Annotated in this window: 15 protein-coding genes and 1 riboswitch; of the genes, 13 read left to right on the top strand and 2 right to left on the bottom strand. The window is 61.1% G+C overall.

All coding sequences use genetic code 11. The features are described from left to right. Nucleotides 1-10 precede the first annotated feature (10 nt). The 6 genes from ACR0K1_RS01035 (at nt 11) to ACR0K1_RS01010 (ending at nt 5,080) form a co-directional block, all read left to right on the top strand. The gene (locus ACR0K1_RS01035) at nt 11-937 is read left to right on the top strand and encodes a carbohydrate kinase family protein (RefSeq protein WP_480848582.1); all 927 of its coding nucleotides are present in this window, start codon (nt 11-13) and stop codon (nt 935-937) included. A gap of 20 nt (nt 938-957) precedes the next feature. Next, nucleotides 958-1,623: a D-lyxose/D-mannose family sugar isomerase gene (locus ACR0K1_RS01030; RefSeq protein WP_480848237.1), complete on the top strand. Its 666-nt coding sequence runs from the start codon at nt 958-960 to the stop codon at nt 1,621-1,623. Between the two features lie 50 nt (nt 1,624-1,673). Continuing rightward, a riboswitch (cobalamin riboswitch) is annotated at nt 1,674-1,877 on the top strand. A gap of 99 nt (nt 1,878-1,976) precedes the next feature. Next, entirely contained in the window at nt 1,977-2,333 is a 357-nt protein-coding gene (locus ACR0K1_RS01025; RefSeq protein WP_480848234.1) for a DUF1636 family protein, read from the top strand. Then, nucleotides 2,330-3,121, top strand: coding sequence for an ABC transporter ATP-binding protein (locus tag ACR0K1_RS01020; protein WP_480848232.1), 792 nt, complete (start codon nt 2,330-2,332; stop codon nt 3,119-3,121). The genes ACR0K1_RS01025 and ACR0K1_RS01020 overlap by 4 nt, the downstream gene beginning before the upstream one ends. Next, a complete protein-coding gene (locus tag ACR0K1_RS01015; protein WP_480848230.1) occupies nt 3,121-4,068 on the top strand; it encodes an ABC transporter substrate-binding protein in 948 nt (315 codons plus the stop codon). The genes ACR0K1_RS01020 and ACR0K1_RS01015 overlap by 1 nt, the downstream gene beginning before the upstream one ends. A gap of 1 nt (nt 4,069) precedes the next feature. Next, a complete protein-coding gene (locus ACR0K1_RS01010; RefSeq protein WP_480848228.1) occupies nt 4,070-5,080 on the top strand; it encodes a FecCD family ABC transporter permease in 1,011 nt (336 codons plus the stop codon). Between the two features lie 5 nt (nt 5,081-5,085). On the opposite strand, the gene ACR0K1_RS01005 is transcribed toward ACR0K1_RS01010, so the two are convergent. Next, entirely contained in the window at nt 5,086-6,099 is a 1,014-nt protein-coding gene (locus ACR0K1_RS01005) for a LacI family DNA-binding transcriptional regulator (RefSeq protein WP_480848225.1), read from the bottom strand. 226 nt (nt 6,100-6,325) lie between these two features. Here ACR0K1_RS01005 and ACR0K1_RS01000 point away from each other — a divergent pair, with 226 nt between their 5' ends. The 5 genes from ACR0K1_RS01000 to ACR0K1_RS00980 all read left to right on the top strand — a co-directional run bounded on the left by ACR0K1_RS01000 (nt 6,326) and on the right by ACR0K1_RS00980 (nt 11,540). Beyond that, on the top strand, nt 6,326-7,630 hold the full coding sequence (locus ACR0K1_RS01000; RefSeq protein ID WP_480611595.1) for an extracellular solute-binding protein: 1,305 nt from the start codon (nt 6,326-6,328) through the stop codon (nt 7,628-7,630). A 69-nt stretch (nt 7,631-7,699) separates the two neighbouring features. After that, a complete protein-coding gene (locus ACR0K1_RS00995) occupies nt 7,700-8,581 on the top strand; it encodes an ABC transporter permease subunit (protein WP_480611596.1) in 882 nt (293 codons plus the stop codon). 12 nt (nt 8,582-8,593) lie between these two features. Next, the gene (locus ACR0K1_RS00990) at nt 8,594-9,487 is read left to right on the top strand and encodes an ABC transporter permease subunit (RefSeq protein ID WP_480848222.1); all 894 of its coding nucleotides are present in this window, start codon (nt 8,594-8,596) and stop codon (nt 9,485-9,487) included. A gap of 11 nt (nt 9,488-9,498) precedes the next feature. After that, entirely contained in the window at nt 9,499-10,545 is a 1,047-nt protein-coding gene (locus ACR0K1_RS00985; protein ID WP_480848220.1) for an ABC transporter ATP-binding protein, read from the top strand. Continuing rightward, nucleotides 10,545-11,540 (top strand): endonuclease/exonuclease/phosphatase family protein, encoded by a 996-nt coding sequence (locus tag ACR0K1_RS00980; RefSeq protein WP_480848580.1) that lies wholly within the window; start codon nt 10,545-10,547, stop codon nt 11,538-11,540. Before ACR0K1_RS00985 ends, ACR0K1_RS00980 begins: the two co-directional genes overlap by 1 nt. Before the next feature lie 7 nt (nt 11,541-11,547). Here the strand turns inward: ACR0K1_RS00980 and ACR0K1_RS00975 are convergent, their stop codons facing one another. Then, nucleotides 11,548-12,423: a LysR family transcriptional regulator gene (locus ACR0K1_RS00975; RefSeq protein ID WP_480848218.1), complete on the bottom strand. Its 876-nt coding sequence runs from the start codon at nt 12,421-12,423 to the stop codon at nt 11,548-11,550. A gap of 116 nt (nt 12,424-12,539) precedes the next feature. On the opposite strand from ACR0K1_RS00975, the gene ACR0K1_RS00970 reads away from it, so the two are divergent. Next, nucleotides 12,540-14,090, top strand: a complete 1,551-nt coding sequence (locus tag ACR0K1_RS00970) for a proton-conducting transporter transmembrane domain-containing protein (protein ID WP_480848216.1) — start codon at nt 12,540-12,542, stop codon at nt 14,088-14,090. Between the two features lie 14 nt (nt 14,091-14,104). Next, complete coding sequence (locus ACR0K1_RS00965; protein WP_480848214.1) at nt 14,105-16,516, top strand: YbcC family protein; 2,412 nt, start codon at nt 14,105-14,107, stop codon at nt 16,514-16,516. The last annotated feature ends 37 nt before the right edge of the window (nt 16,517-16,553 follow it).

The following is a 16,553-nucleotide window of genomic DNA, read 5'->3' as shown; positions in this document are numbered from 1 at the left end:
GGAATTCGGGATGATCCTGTGCTGCGGTGAAGCCCTGATCGACATGATCGCCGAGCCCACAACCTCGGGCGCAAGCGGGTTTGTGCCGCATTCGGGCGGGGCGGTCTTCAATACGGCAATTGCCCTTGGCCGGCTGGGCGCACCGGCGGCCATGCTGACGGGTCTGTCCTCGGACATGTTCGGCGATCAACTGGCGCAGGCGCTGAAAGACAGCCATGTGGACACCGCGCATGTCATTCGGTCCGAACGCCCCAGTACTCTGGCCTTCGTAAAATTGAAGGACGGGCACGCCTCGTACACCTTCGTCGATGAAAACACCGCTGGCCGGATGCTGCGCGCCGAGGATATGCCGGATCAGTTAACCGCCGTATCGGCCCTGTATTTCGGTGGTATCAGCCTGGCTTGCGAGCCCTGCGCCGACGCCTATGCCGACCTTCTGAACCGCCATGGAGCAAACCGCGCGGTCATGCTGGACCCTAATATTCGCCCGGGGTTCATTCAGGACCAGACCCGGTATCGCACGCGGCTGAACCGGATGATCGCGCAGGCGGATATCGTCAAGGTCTCGGACGAGGATCTGGACTGGATCGTCCCCGGCCCGGAAACCCTGGCCGAGAAAGTGCCGCTTTTGCTGCAGGCAGGGCCTTCGGTGGTCATTGTGACCAGAGGTGGCGAAGGGGCCACAGGGTATCTGTCGGACGGAACCGAGGTCTCCGTACCGGTTCAGCGGGTCGAGGTTGTCGATACGGTCGGTGCTGGCGACACGTTCAATGCCGGGGTTCTGGCCGAACTGCATCGCGCCGGACATCTGACCAAAGACGGTATTCGCGCGCTCAATGCCGACAGTCTTCGCGCCGCCCTGTCGTCCGGTGCCGCCGTAGCAGCCGTCACCGTATCCCGCGCCGGGGCAAACCCGCCCTGGGCGCACGAGCTTTAACCCCTTAAAAGGGCAAAACCATGAAACGATCCGACATCAACCGCATCAAATCCGAGGCGCAGGCGTTCATTTACTCTTTCGGTGCCGTGCTGCCCCCTTTTGCCGACTGGTCCCCTGACCAGATGCGCAGCGAAAAGGCGGCGGGCATACGGGACCGCAATCTGGGCTGGGACATAACCGATTACGGTCAGGGCCGATTTGATGAACTGGGCCTGTTTCTGTTCACCCTGCGCAACGGCGACGCCAATGACCTCAGCCTCGGGCGCGGGATGTTATACGCGGAAAAGCTGCTGATCTCGCGCGACAAGCAATTGTCCCCGATGCATCGCCATATCATAAAGGCCGAAGACATCATCAACCGGGGCGGTGGCGATCTGGTGATGGAGATTTACGCCTCGGATGAAGATGGGGGGATCGACCGGGAAAATCCTGTCATCGTGCCCAGCGATGGCTGCCCCGTCACGATCAAACCCGGTGAGCTTTTGCGGCTTGCCCCGGGGCAAAGCGTCACGCTGATGCCGGGCATCTGGCACGCGTTCTGGGCGGAACGCGGTGACTGTCTGATCGGCGAGGTTTCGACCGTCAATGACGACCGCACCGACAACGTGTTTGAAGACCCGATCCCGCGCTTTGCGACAATCGAAGAAGATGCCGAGCCCGATTTCCTTCTGGTCGCAGATTACTGACAGGCGCCGGCCCCGGCTGGATCGAGACTCTTGACAATTATTCTATCCCCGGACTAGCTGCACGGGATGGTTCCCGACGGCGCGCCCGAGGGACGAAAATGGGAATATGGTGCGGCCTGTGCAGGCCAAAGCCGTGACTGCCCCCGCAACTGTAGGCGGAGAGCGACGTCAAATCACCACTGGCCAAAAGGCCGGGAAGGTTGACCAAGCGACGACCCGCAAGTCAGGAGACCTGCCATCATATGTTCAACCAACCCGGGGCGGGGTGTCCTGGAAGGAGGCTTTGATGGCACGCTTGCGTGTTCAAGATACCGGCACCACGTGTCCGCCATTGGCATTTTTCGGAGCGAAGAATGCCGCACGACACTGATCACTACGTTCTGATCTGCGAGACCTGTCAGGGGCCTGTGTCGGCGGACGCAGCAAAAGACGCTCTGGACCGACAGCTTCCCGACGGTTTCAAAACCCGCCTGATCGCCTGCATGGCCGGGTGCGAACGGCCCATGACCGTTGGCCTGCAGGCCGCAGGCAAGGCCCAGTATCTGTTCGGCGACATTCAGACCGACAAGGACTTGACGGCGCTGGCCGACTTTGCCCGCCAATATCGTGATAGCGCAGATGGCTGGACCAGCGCATCCGAACGCCCCCCTGCCCTGCTCACTAAAACTCTGTCGCGCATGCCCCGTCTGCCGTCGGAGGACGGTTCATGAGTTTTCTGGTGGCCGAGGGTTTGGGGTACTACGCCCTGAACGGGGATATGCTGCTGCAGGACACCTCGTTCAGCCTGGAAGAAGGCTCGATCCTGGCCATCGCCGGACCGAATGGCGCGGGCAAGACCACGCTGCTGAAACTGTTATGCGGGGCCGAACGTATGGCCCTTGGCGATGTCCGCATTCAGGGTCAAAGCCTGCGGAACCTCTCTGCCAGACAGCGGGCGCGGACGATTGCCGTGGTGGGGCAACAGGAATTTCCCGATGGTCGGCTGCAATTGCGGGAATATGTGGCGCTGGGTCAGATCCCGATCAAAGCGGACAGATCAGCCACTGACCACGCAACCGACCTGAACCGCGTTCTGGATGTCACCGGCCTGTTCCATCTGGCGGAAAAACCGCTGGGCAGATTGTCAGGCGGGGAAAGGCAGCGCGCCCATATCGCAAGGGCGCTGGCGCAAAACCCGGTTTTGCTGTTTCTGGACGAACCGACCAACCATCTGGACCCTGACGCCAAGGGACACATGCTGTCGCTGGTGGCCGAACTGGGCGTGACGGTCGTCATGATCGTCCACGATCTGGTCATGATCCCGGAATTTGCGACCCATGTCGCGCTGATGAAAGCCACGTGCCTGACTGGGTTTGGACCGGTGAGCGAGGTGCTGACACCGGGCCGCGTCCGCGAAACCTTTGGCGTGGATTACCTGTGCTTTCAGCACGAAGGCCGCGTGATCCCCGCGCTCGATATCCGAAAACGCAAACTGTCACCTCAAAAGGATTTAGGATGATGCAGAAACTCTGGCCCGTGGTGCTGATCACCGGTCTGGCAAGCGGCGCGGCGGCGCAGGAAGTTACGGTTGATAACTGTGGCGAACCGCTGGTGTTTGACACCCAGCCTGAGCGGTTGGTCGTGCATGACATGAACATGACCGACATGGCGTTTGCGCTTGGCCTGCAGGACAAGATCGTTGGCCTGACCGGCATCACAGGCTGGTACAAGACCAGCCCCGATTTCGACGCGCAGCGCGGCGATATCCCCGAGCTCGCGCCAAAATACCCGACGATCGAGAACCTCGTCGCGGTAGAACCCGACCTGTTCTTCGCGGGCTGGTATTACGGCATGAAACCGGGCGGAGATGTCACGCCCGACACACTGGCCCCCTTCGGCATCAAGACCATGATCCTGACCGAAAGCTGCGTGCATCTGGACAAGGACCGCCCCGAAGCCAGCATGGACCTGCTGTTTGACGATGTTCTGCGTCTGGGCAAGGTGATGCATGTCGAAGACCGGGCCGAGGCGCTGGTGTCCGGCTGGAAAGAACAGCTTGCCGCGATCAAGACCAAAACCGCAGACGTGACCAAGCCGCGTGTCTTCCTGCTGGACGGGCCTGCTGATGCGCCCTTTACCGCCGGAAAATTCGCCATTCCCGACGCGATGATCACGGCTGCTGGCGGTGTGAACGTGACCCATGATCTGGACACAAGCTGGGGCCGCACCTCGTGGGAGGCTGTTGCCGCCGCAAACCCGGAATTCCTGGTCTTGCTGGACTATCAGACCGGCAACGGGGCGGAAGACACGTTCAAATTCCTGCAGGAACATCCGGTGATGTCGCAGACCGATGCGGTCAGGAACAAACGCTGGATCGGGTTGCGCTACGAAGAGCTGACCCCTGGACCGGCCAACATCGACGCCATCGAGAAGATGACAAGGGCCATGCATCCGGTGAGCAACTGATATGGCCCAAACGGGCCGGTTGATACTGCTGGGGGCGGTCGTTCTGATCGCCCTTTTGCTGTTGTCCGTGGTCTACGGAACAACACCGATCCCGGTGCAGGACGTCATCACGGCGATTGGCCTCGGCACCGGTCTGACCGAAGGTGAAATGTCGCCCATGCACCGGATCGTGTTTGATCTGCGCCTGCCCCGGGCCCTGTTTGCCGCCGTCATCGGGGCCGGGCTTGGCGTTGTTGGCGTGGTTCTGCAAACCACCACGCGCAACGATCTGGCGGACCCGTTTCTGTTTGGCCTGTCCTCGGGCGCCGCGGCGGGCGCGGTTCTGGTGATCACTGTCACCGGTGACGTTCTGGGCATCTGGACCTTACCGCTGGCCGCGTTCTGCGGCGGCCTGATTGCATCCGGCATTGTTCTGGCGCTGGTCCACAGCCTGCGCACCAGCGCGCCGGAGAAGCTGATCCTGGCCGGACTGGCCGTGTCATTCCTGTTCTCGGCCATCACCAACTATCTGATCTTCGCCGGAGACAGCCGCGCCGCGCATTCGGTGATCTTCTGGATGCTGGGCGGGCTGGGTCTGGCCCGGTGGGAAACCTTCCCGCTGGTCCTGATCGGGCTGGGGCTGATCCTCAGCTATGCGCTCTACCGCAGCCGGTGGCTGGATGCATTGCTGACCGGAGACTTCACCGCCGCCACGCTGGGCATTCCCGTGCAGGGCCTGCGATTCAGCATGTTCTTTGTGGCCGCGCTTGCGACGGCCAGCTTCGTGTCGGTCGCAGGTGTGATCGGCTTTGTCGGCCTGATGGTCCCTCATATCGCCCGGGGCATTGCAGGCACCCTGCATCGCAACCTGCTGGTGGCCTCTGCCATCGTCGGAGCGATTCTGCTGACCTTGTCCGATATCCTGTCCCGGCTTCTGCTTGCGCCGCAGGAACTGCCCGTGGGGATCGTGACCACGTCGATCGGATCGCTTTTCGTGTTCCTGTACCTGTTCAAATCGGCCAAAGGCGACTGACATCGCTAGTGCGTGCCGCGCGGGACAAAAAACGGGTCGATCAACAGCGTTTCACTCTTGCTGGCGGGGTCTTCCAACCTGCGTTCAAGCAACCGGATAACATGCTCGACCGACTGGTTTATCGGGTTGTTCACGGTGCTCAGATTGAACATCGGCCAGCCAGCCATTTCGATATCGTCAAACCCCACAATCGACAGGGACCCCGGTACATCCACGCCAAGCTCGCGCGCTGCGGTCAGGGCACCGATGGCGCTGGCGTCATTGGCGCAGACAAGCGCGTCCAGATTGTGATCTTGCAGCATCCTCATCGCGGCCCGGTACCCGGCTTCGACGGTGAACTCTCCGGCCTCTTCCGCGATCAGGGGCAGGCCCGTCTGGTCAAGAGCGGCGATCAAACCCGATCTGCGCTCGGCTGAGGAAGCAAAACAGGACGCGCCAGCGATGTACCCGAATTTCCTACGGCCCCGTTCGACCAGAGTCTGCGCGGCGATTCGCGTTCCTTCGGCGTTCTTGCAGCACACGTTATCGACGCCCGGCGCGTGCACGATTCGACCGGATGAGATCATGGGCACACCAAATTTGCTGCATTGTGCGACCAGCGCGCCGGGCATGCTGCCGCCCCGCAGAATCAGAGCGTCCAGCGGGTAGCGCAGAACCTGATCAATCGCGGCCTCGGCCCGCGCGTCACCGCCATCGATCAGGATCGGCCATTTGTTCAGAACGTTGAGTTCACCCACCAGCCGGTTGACGAACTCGGAATCGTAGGTGTTGCGCATGTTGCCCACGAAAACGGCCACCAGATGCGACCGCCCGCCTTTCAGACCCGCCGCCAAAGCGTTGGGTTGATAGCCCATGCGAGTCGCGACCTCGTGAATCTTTTTCCGTTTATCCGCATCGAGATAGGCACCGGGCGTAAACGCCCGCGACACCGACGAACGCGACACGCCCGCCGCATCTGCAACGGCTTGCGCGGTTACCCGGCGCGGCCTCTCGGCTGGGTTGATCACGTCGTCACTCACATCCAAGGCTTCCCCTTTTTTGGCCGAATTTGTCAATATTGCTAGGAAAGTTTCAAAAAACCGTCATATGATACGCGTATGTGACCACGTGTGCACATCGGGGCCGATTTTCGGATCTACCGGCGCGTGCATTTGAATTCACTTTTGGGGGGCAGACCTCCCGTAATCTGGCGCGATGACGCGAGTTGCGGCATCGCCAGCGCCATTACTGGACCGGAGAATCAACATGACCAATCTCAAGTTCTGCGCAACTGCTGCGGCATTCGCTTTCACCGCGACTGCAGTATTTGCCGAAACCGAAATCACCTGGTGGCACGCTCATGGCGGTCAGCTGGGGGAAACCGTCAACAAGGTGGCTGAGAAATTCAACGCCTCGCAAGACGAGTACAAGATCACTCCGATCTACAAGGGAAGCTACGAAGAGACGCTGACCGCCGGCATCGCCGCCTTCCGTGCCGGTGAACAGCCAAACATCATGCAGGTGTTCGACGCCGGTGCCGCGACCGTGATCGCCGCCAAAGGCGCAACTGTTCCGGTTCAGGACCTGCTGGCTGACAATGGCGTCGACTTCGACATCAATGACTACATCGCCGGTGTGCGCTACTTCTACGCCGATAGCGACGGCAAGATGATCGGCATGCCGTTCAACTCGTCGACCCCGATCCTGTATTACAATGTTGACGCGCTGGAAGCCGCAGGCGTCACCCCGCCGAAAACCTGGGAAGAGTTCCAGTCGACCACCGCTCCGGCCCTGAAAGACGCGGGCTATATCGCGCTCAGCCAGTCGCACCTGCCCTGGATCTTCACCGAAAACTTCATGTCGCGCCACAACCTGCCGTTTGCAACCAACAACAACGGCTATGACGGCACCGACACCCAGATCCTGGTCAACAATGACGCCATCAAGGCGCATTTCACCGCGGTAAACGATTGGAAAGAAAACGGCCTGTTCGAATGGTACGGCACCGGCTGGGGCGACAACGCAAAGCCGTTCGAAGAAGGCAAAGTCGCCATGTGGCTGGGCTCATCGGGGTCCTTCGGTGGCCTGCTGCAGAAAGACCTGCCGTTTGAATTCAGCGCCGTTCAACTGCCCTATTGGGAAGGCGTGACCGCTGAGCCGACACAAACCTTCATCGGTGGTGCAGCGCTGTTCGCCATGGCCGGAAAATCGGATGAGGAAAACAAGGCGACCGCCGAATTCTTCCGCTTCCTGACCGCGCCTGACACCCAGTATTTCTGGCATCAGGAAACCGGTTATGTGCCGATCACCGAAGCGGCCTATGAGGTTGCCAAGAAAGACGGCCACTATGACCGTTACCCGGCTGCCCAAGTTGGCGTGAATCAGCTGCAGGAAAAAGCAGGCGACAACACCAAAGGCTATCGCATGGGCTTCTACGTCCAGATCCGCGACATCATGAACCGCGAATATGGCCGTATCCTGACCGGTGAAACCGACGTGGAAACCGCGTTCAAGACGATCGAAGAGGAAGCCAACGAACTGCTGGCCCGCTTCGCCAAGACCCAGGGCTAAGCCCCGGATCACCCCCAAGATGGTCGCGCTTTCAGGGCGCGGCCATCCCTCTTTTCTACTGGACGGACCATGAAACGCGCGGGCTTTGACAATATCTGGCTACCGGTGGCGCTGTTGCTGCCGCAACTGATGATCATCGCGATCTTCTTCTACTGGCCCGCGGGCTGGGCTCTGCAATCCTCGTTCTTTCTGCAGGACCCGTTCGGGTTCGGATCGACCTTTGTGGGTGCGGATAACTACACCTCGTTGCTGGGCAACAGTCAGTACACGCGCATCGCGTGGTTTACCGTGGTGTTCTCGGTTCTGGTCACGTTCTTCTCGCTTGCCATTGCCCTTTTGCTGGCGGTCAAGGCCGACAAAGTAATCCGCGGGGCCAAGACCTATCGCACGCTGCTGATGTGGGTCTACGCCATCGCACCGCCGGTCGCCGGTTTTCTTGGCATCCTGTTCTTTGATCAGAGCACAGGAGCAATGACCAAGTTCTTCGGGTTCTTTGGTTGGGATTTCAAACTGGGCGTGAACTACAACGCAACCGCGACGGCCATGATTATCGTATCCGTCTGGAAACAGATTCCCGTCAACTTCATCTTCTTCCTGTCCGGGCTGCAATCGATCCCGCGTTCCGTCAGAGAGGCGGCGATGATCGACAACCGCTCGGCCACCGGCCGGTTCTGGCAGGTTACGTTCCCGCTGCTGGCGCCGACCGCCTTCTTCCTGCTGATCATCAACATCACCTACGCCATGTTCGATACTTTCGGCATCATTGATGCGCTGATGAAGGGTGAGCCCGGCAATAACCCGATGACACTGGTCTACAAGGTCTATCTGGACGGGTTCCGTGGCAATGACCTTGGCGGTTCATCGGCACAGTCGGTTGTTCTGATGGTACTCGTACTCATTCTGACCATCTTCCAGTTCCGGCTTGTTGAACGCCGGATCCATTATACCTGAGGGGGGCTATCGATGGCTGAAACAACACTCGAGACGCCCACCGCCACCCGCCGTACCCGCAGAATTCGCTGGGAGACGGTCGGAGATCACGTGGTCCTGATACTGGGCTCGCTTCTGATGATCCTCCCGCCCCTGCTGGCGCTGACCACGGCCAGCCATGATGCGGTGACGATCCACCGCCAGGGATTGCAACTGACCCTTGGCGATGATTTGGGCAAGAATTTCCACGCTGCCATGTTTGAAAAAGGCGGGTTTACCCAGACGGTGGACGGCACGCTGATGCTGATGAACTCGTTCATTCTGGGCATCGGTTTTGCGGTCGGGAAAATCATCATCTCGATGATGGCGGCCTATGCCATTGTCTATTTCCGGCTGAGGTTCGCCACGCTGGCCTTCTGGGTCATCTTCACCACCCTGCTGCTGCCGCTCGAGGTGCGGATCCTGCCCTCGTACGAAGCGATCCAGAAGCTGGGCCTGACCAACACCTATACCGGACTGATCGTACCCTTGATCGCATCGGCCACCGGCACGTTCTTCTTCCGCCAGTTCTTTATGTCGGTGCCGGAAGAACTGGCCGAAGCCGCGCGCATCGATGGCGCAGGCCCGTGGAAGTTCTTCATCGACATCCTTGTCCCGCTCAGCCGGACGATGATCGCGGCGATCTTCATCATCATGTTCGTCTTTGGCTGGAACCAGTATCTGTGGCCGACGCTGATCACCACGGATGAAAGCTTCTTTACTCTGGTGCGCGGGATCAAGCAGATCGTTCTGTCCTATACCGACAGTCAGATCCCCGAACACGGGCAGGCCTTGGCATTGGCCATCGTGGCGATGATCCCGCCTGTGGCCATCGTCATCTTCTTCCAGAACTGGTTCGTCAAGGGCCTCACAGAATCCGACAAATAAGGAATACGCGCATGGCTCAGGTTTCATTAGAGGGCATCCGCAAGGTCTATCCAAACGGCTTTAAGGCGGTCGAGACCACCAGCTTCACCATTCAGGACGGCGAGTTTGTCGTTCTGGTCGGGCCCTCGGGCTGTGGTAAATCCACCCTGCTGCGGATGATTGCAGGGCTTGAGGATATCACCGAAGGCACGCTGAAAATTGGCGACCGGGTGGTCAACGATGTGGACCCGGCGGATCGGGACATCGCGATGGTGTTTCAGAACTATGCCCTGTACCCGCATATGACCGTTCGCAAAAACATCGGCTACGGGCTCAAGAACCGGGGCATGCCGGCGGCTGAAATTGACGCCAAGGTTCAGGACGCTGCAACCATGCTGAACCTGACGGAATACCTTGATCGCAAACCGGCGCAGTTATCGGGCGGTCAGCGTCAGCGTGTTGCCATGGGCCGCGCCGTGGTCCGCGACCCGGCGCTGTTCCTGTTTGACGAGCCGCTGTCGAACCTCGACGCCAAGCTGCGCAACCAGATGCGGATCGAAATCAAGGCTCTGCAGCGCCGCCTCGGCACTACCGCCGTCTATGTGACGCACGATCAGGTCGAAGCCATGACAATGGCCGACCGCATCATCGTTCTGAACGCGGGTCAGATCGAACAGATCGGCACACCGTCCGAAATTTACCACAACCCGGCCTCGACCTTCGTGGCCTCGTTCATGGGCGCGCCGCCGATGAACCTGATCGAGGTTCAGGTGGATCAGGGGCAGGTCCGGATCAACGGGTATGACGGCCTGATGCCCGCGCCCGAGTCTGCGAATGGCCCGGTCACTCTGGGTATCCGGCCCGAGGATATCGAACTGAACGAACAGGGCACGGTCCCGTTTCGGGTCGACATCCTGGAAGAGCTTGGCGCCCACCGCCTGCTGCACGGCGCGCTTGGCGGTCAGCCTTTTACCGTGATGGTCAGCAAGGATCACAAGGCTCAGATCGGCGAGACTCAGGTCTCGCTCCGGCCCGATGCGGTCCGGCTATTTGATGCGGAAACGGGAAAAGTTCTTTGATCACAAACGTTGTGGACGATCTGCCCGCCGTGACTGAAGATCAGCGGGCCAGCATCCTGTCCGCCCCCCGCACGGCGCAGGCCCATCGCGACCTGCTGCGCCGCTTAGACGCGATGAACGCCCTGCAATTGGGTGGTGCGGCAAGTCGTTCAAACTTGCCCGCTGATTTCAACGTGGCCGCCTGGAATGTGGAACGCTGCCTGTTCCCCGAAGCGACGGCGGCCCACCTGCAACAGATCGCCCCTGAAGTTGTCCTGCTGTCCGAGGTCGATCACGGCATGGCCCGCACCGCGCAGCGTCACACGACCGAAGTGATGGCCGCTGAACTGGGCATGGCCTACGCCTTTGGCGTCGAGTTCCACGAGCTTGATCTGGGCGGCCCGACCGAGCGGCATTTCTGCAAGGACGATTTCAACACGCTGGGCTGGCACGGCAACGCGATCCTGTCCTCGGTTCCTTTTGAGCGCACCGCTTTGATCCGGCTGGACGATCACGGCCATTGGTTTTGCAGCGATGACGGTACAGTTGACCCGGACCAGCCGCGCGTCGGGGGCCGTATGGCTATTGCCGCAGTGGTACCGACCGAAAACGGCCCTGTTTGTGTTGTCTCAACCCATCTGGAAAGCAACGCTGGCGCGCCGCACCGTCATGGGCAATTCGAAATCCTGCTGGATGCAATCGACGCCTTTGCCCCCGATATGCCGATCCTGATTGGCGGAGATCTGAACACCGGCAACCACCTGCCTCCCGATTTCGACTGGCAAAAGGAAACCCTGTTCGACCTTGCCAGGACGCGCGGCTATTCCTGGGAGTTCACCGCAGACGGCCCGACGACCCGCCCCAGCCTGATCACGCCGCACCCCACGCGCGTGATGAAGCTGGACTGGCTGGCCGGACGAGACCTGACCTGCCGGGACAAGGGTGTCCTGACCTCAATCTCAGATGACGGGACGCCGCTTTCCGACCATGATTGCGTGTGGTGCAGGGTCGGCTGACTGCTGATCACTCCGGGCCGTCTGACAGCAATTGCCGAACCAGCGGGTTGGGAAAGCGCCGTTTGAGCGTCACGGCGTGGAAGTTCTCCTTTATGCGCGGATGCTCCTGCGCTTCGACCAACCGGCCCGAGGACAGTTCGTCCTGAACCACGATTGGGGCCACCAGGGCCAGCCCGATATCCTCGCGCGCCAGCAGGCGCATCATGGCCATGTCGTCCACCTCAGCCGCGATGTGCGGGCGCACCGACATGCGGCTGGCCATCGCGTCAAACGCCGTGCGGACGGAATTATTCGTGGTCGGCAGAATGAAGGGCTGTTCTTCCAGCAAATCCCGGATCGGGCGTTTTGGGTCCAGCCTGACCGGGGTGCCGACAATGCTGACCGGCTGTTCCGCCAGATGATGTGTTTCAAACCGGGTCAGACTGTCGCTGGCGGGTTCGTGGTTCATCAGGACAAGGTCGAAGTTCAGCGTTTCCAGCCCCTCGAGCAATTCGCTGGGGTTGCCGGATCGCAGGATCACCTCGACATCCGAGCGCGCCAGAATGGGCCGCAGAAATCCGATTTGAAAGTTCCGTGACAGCGTCGCCTGCGCCCCGACACGCAGCGCTTGCCTGCTGTTTCCTTCGTCCTGCAAGGTCGCCACAAGCTCTTGCCCTGTTGCGAAAATCGCGTCGGCATGGTCGAGCGCGATGCGCCCGGCTTCGGTCAGATGCAACTTGCGCCCGCGGCGCTCGAACAGCTGATGGCCCAGCCGTTGTTCCAGTTCCTTGATCTGAACGGACAGCGCGGATTGCGACAGATTCAGACGCTCAGCCGTCCGGGTCAGGTTCCCGTCATGCGCAACGGCCCAAAAATAGCGGAGGTGGTGATAGTTCAGCGGCATATCGTTCTATATAACCGAACGATATCTACAGAACAATGAATTTTTATGATGCTTAATTCTGAAATATGCCCTGTCCGACGGGCTGGCTCAGCCTGAAAGATCAAGGAGTGTACCCTGTGACTTACCTGCTTATTCCCTTGCTTGGCCCGCTGATTCTGCTGGCTGCAGCATATCATGCTGACCGCAATCCCGGTTTGCGCCCCGGCAAGGTGCCGAAACTTGCGGAATGGGCTGCTTTGGCCGCCTTTGGCATGTCGGCGCTTTCGACCCTGCTTCTGATAACGCTTGGCGCAGGCACTTCGGCGCTGATCGGGGTCTGGGGCGTCGGCCTGTCGGTTCGGCTGGATGCGGTCAGCGCCACGATGCTGGTGCTGGTCAGCTTCATCGGGTGGGTCGTTCTGCGCTATTCGGCGACCTATATGGATGGCGAAGCGCGGCAGGGGGCGTTCACGGGCTGGATGTCAGTGACATTGGCCTCGGTCCTGTTGCTGGTGATGTCCGGCAACCTGATACAATTACTGGCGGCTTGGATTGCCACCAGCCTGTCCCTGCACCAACTGCTGTTGTTCTATCCCAACCGCACAATCGCACAGCGCGCGGCCCGCAAAAAGGCCGTCGTCGCCCGGATCAGCGATGGCGCGCTGGCACTGGCTGTTCTGCTTCTGATTTTGGGGTACGGAACCACCGATATCCCGGCGATCCTGTCCACCGCGCAGCCTGATGCGATGACCATCATCGCCGCGCTGCTGATTGCGGTGGCGGCCATCACCGCCTCGGCCCAGTTCCCGATCCACGGCTGGCTGACCGAAGTGATGGAGGCCCCAACCCCTGTCTCGGCCCTGCTGCATGCCGGGGTGATCAACGCAGGAGGGTTCCTGTTGATCCGCTTCGCCGATGTGATGCTGGTGGCTCCGGGTATCATGGCCCTGCTGGTGATGCTGGGCGGGTTCACCGCTCTGTTCGGCGGGCTGGTGATGCTGACACAGCCCGCGGTGAAAACATCCTTGGCGTGGTCCACAATTGCCCAGATGGCGTTCATGATCATGCAGTGCGGTCTGGCGCTGTTTCCGCTGGCCTTGCTGCATATCGTGGCGCATTCGCTGTACAAGGCACATGCCTTCCTCAGCGCCGGTGAAGCCGTGCGCAACGTGGCGGCGATCCGGCGGCCCGGACCTGTTGCGGTGCCAAGCGCGCGGAATGTGCTGCTGGCCTTTGCGACCGGCATCTTGATTTACGGGGTTGTGGCCGCAGTTTTTGGAATTGACGGAAAATCCATGCAGGCCATCGCGTTGGGAGTGATCCTGATCTTCGGCGTCGCCTATCTGCTGGCGCAGGGCTTTGCCGACGCGGCACCGGGCGCATTGACCCGTCGCACGGTGATCTATGCCGGTCTGACCTCGGTCAGCTATTTCGTACTGCAGGTCGCGGCCCAGCATGTGACGGCGGGCACGCTGCCCGCGACCCCGGCACCGGGACCCTTGGAATGGGCGCTGATCGTGCTGGCCCTTGTCAGCTTTGGCGCGGTCGCGCTGGCGCAATCGACCTTCCCGCTTTGGGCGTCGCACCCTGCGGCGGCAGGCATCCGGGTGCATCTGTCGAACGGGCTTTACGCAAACGCAATCTTCGATCGGCTGCTGGACGAATGGTCCAGACGGCAAACGGCTTAAACGGGGGCCTGAAAATGTATATGAAACACGAAAGCTATCCCGCCGCACTGCTGGAACTGGTTGCGATTGCCAATGACGCGGTGCGTCAGATACCGCCGCTGTTCCCTTTGTCCGCGAACGTCGCGGTGAACCCGTTTCTCGGCCAAACCGACGAGCCGCTGACCGTGACCGCCGCCCGCCTTGCCCGCGTCGCGGGTGCGCGCATCACGCCGCACCGCGCCGCTTTTGCCGAAAAGCTGAACGCAGGCGATATTCTGGATGAGGATTTGATTGACGCGCTGGCCAACGCGGAAAACCGTTTTGATCTGCCCAGCCTGAACGAAGTGAAGTCAGCGCTTACGGCGGAGCCGACCACCCCTATGCCCCTGCCCACCGTCGCCGATCTGGCCGCCGAGGTGTCGGGCATCGACTGGCCCGGCCTGATTGACGAACGGATCGGCGCTTGGGCCGCCAGCCATTTCGATCAGGGTCAGGCCCTGTGGCAACCCAGCCGTGTCGGAGGGGCCTACAGCGCTTGGCGCGAGTTCGCCTCGCGCGATCTGACGCTGGAGATTCACGGGCTCAAGGGCTTCGGCGCGTTTGTGGCGGGCACCAACCGGTCGCAATGGCGCGCCATCGGCCGCGCCTCGGAAACGCTTGGTGTAACGCCCGAGGCGGCTGGGACCGCCTTCCACCGCTGGCTGATCACGCTGGGCGGCTGGGCGCAATATGCTCGTTACCTGTTGTGGCAGGCCGAACTGGAAGGTCAGAGCGACACGACTATTACCGAGCTTCTGGCCATTCGGCTGGTGTTCGAAGAGGCTCTGTTCACCCTCTACCGCGACCAGATTGCCGACCGGTGGGCCGGGACCATCGCACAGCATGAAGCCCCAGTGATGCCAACCCGCGATCTGATGATCGACGTGGTTCTGCAGGATGTCGCCGAGCGTGTGCAACAGCGCAGGCTGGCGCACACTCTGGCCACGCATCCCCCCCGCAAGACCGAAGGCCGGCCGCAGGTTCAGGCCGCGTTCTGCATCGACGTCCGCTCCGAGGTCTTCCGCCGCGCGCTCGAGGCGCAGGGCGAAGGGATCGAGACCATTGGTTTCGCAGGGTTCTTCGGCCTCGCCAGCGCCCATAAGGCCGCCGGTTCGGACGTGACCGAACTGCGCGGGCCTGCATTGTTGAACCCAAGCGTCTCATCGAAAGCCGCCGAAGGAACCCAAGCCGATCTCAACCGCCGCTACACAGCCCGCGCCAAACGCGCCTGGGGCCGGTTCAAGCTGGCCGCCGTATCTTCGTTTGCCTTTGTCGAGGCGACCGGCCCGGTCTATGCCGGAAAGCTGCTGCGCGATGCGCTGGCGTTCAAATCAGAACCGGAGAAAGGTGACCCGGCCCCGCAGCTTGATTCATCGATTGATCTGCAAACACGCGTCGACATGGCGCAGAGCATTCTGTCCGCCATGTCCCTGACCGGCAACTTCGCCAGAATTGTCATGCTGGCGGGCCACGGGGCCGATGTGACCAACAACCCCCACGAAAGCGCATTGCAATGTGGCGCGTGCGGAGGGTACGCCGGTGACGTCAGTGCCTGCCTGTTGGCCGCTTTGCTGAATGACAGCGCCGTCCGCGATGGCTTGCGGCAAGCGGGTATCGATATCCCGGCGGATACGCTGTTTCTGCCAGCTCTGCATCATACAACGACGGACAAGGTGACCCTGTTCGATCACGATCAACCGGTGGGTCAATGGACCAAGGACATCGCTCAGCTAAAGGGTTGGCTGGAAGCGGCCGGGCAAATGGCCCGGGCCGAGCGTGCCGACCGCCTGCCCCGGGCCAGCGACGCAAGCGACATTGCCCGCCGCGCCATCGACTGGGCCGAGCTGCGCCCCGAATGGGGCCTCGCCGGGTGTCGTGCTTTTATTGCGGCTCCGCGCAGCCGGACACATGGCGCAGGCCTCTCGGGTCAGTCCTTTCTGCACAGCTATGATTGGCGCGCGGATGACGGCTTTGGCGTGCTGGAACTGATCATGACCGCTCCGGTCGTGGTCGCCAGTTGGATCAGCCTGCAATATTACGGCTCGACCGTTGCGCCCGCCCTGTTCGGCGGCGGCAACAAGCTGCTGCACAACGTTGTGGGCGGGATCGGTGTCATCGAGGGCAATGGCGGAGCTCTGCGCCCCGGTCTGCCCTGGCAATCGGTGCATGACGGAGAAGGGTTCCAACACGACCCGCTGCGCCTGTCGGTGATCATCGAGGCCCCGCGTGAGGCCATGAACGACATCCTGAAACGCCACGCAGGCGTCAAGGCGTTGTTCGACAACCGCTGGCTACACCTGATCGCGATGGATGAAAATGGCGATCTGGCATGGCGGTATCAGCGGGATCTGCACTGGGTTCCGATGGCAGGCCACGCCGATGCCAGCCGTGCCATCGCCGCCGAGTAATCTGGTTGCTGCCGGGTCCGGCGGCACTCGCCGGACC

Source organism: Ruegeria sp. F5, assembly GCF_056533845.1.
Note: the sequence above shows the minus strand (reverse complement) of the source record. Positions and strands in the feature narration are given on the sequence as shown.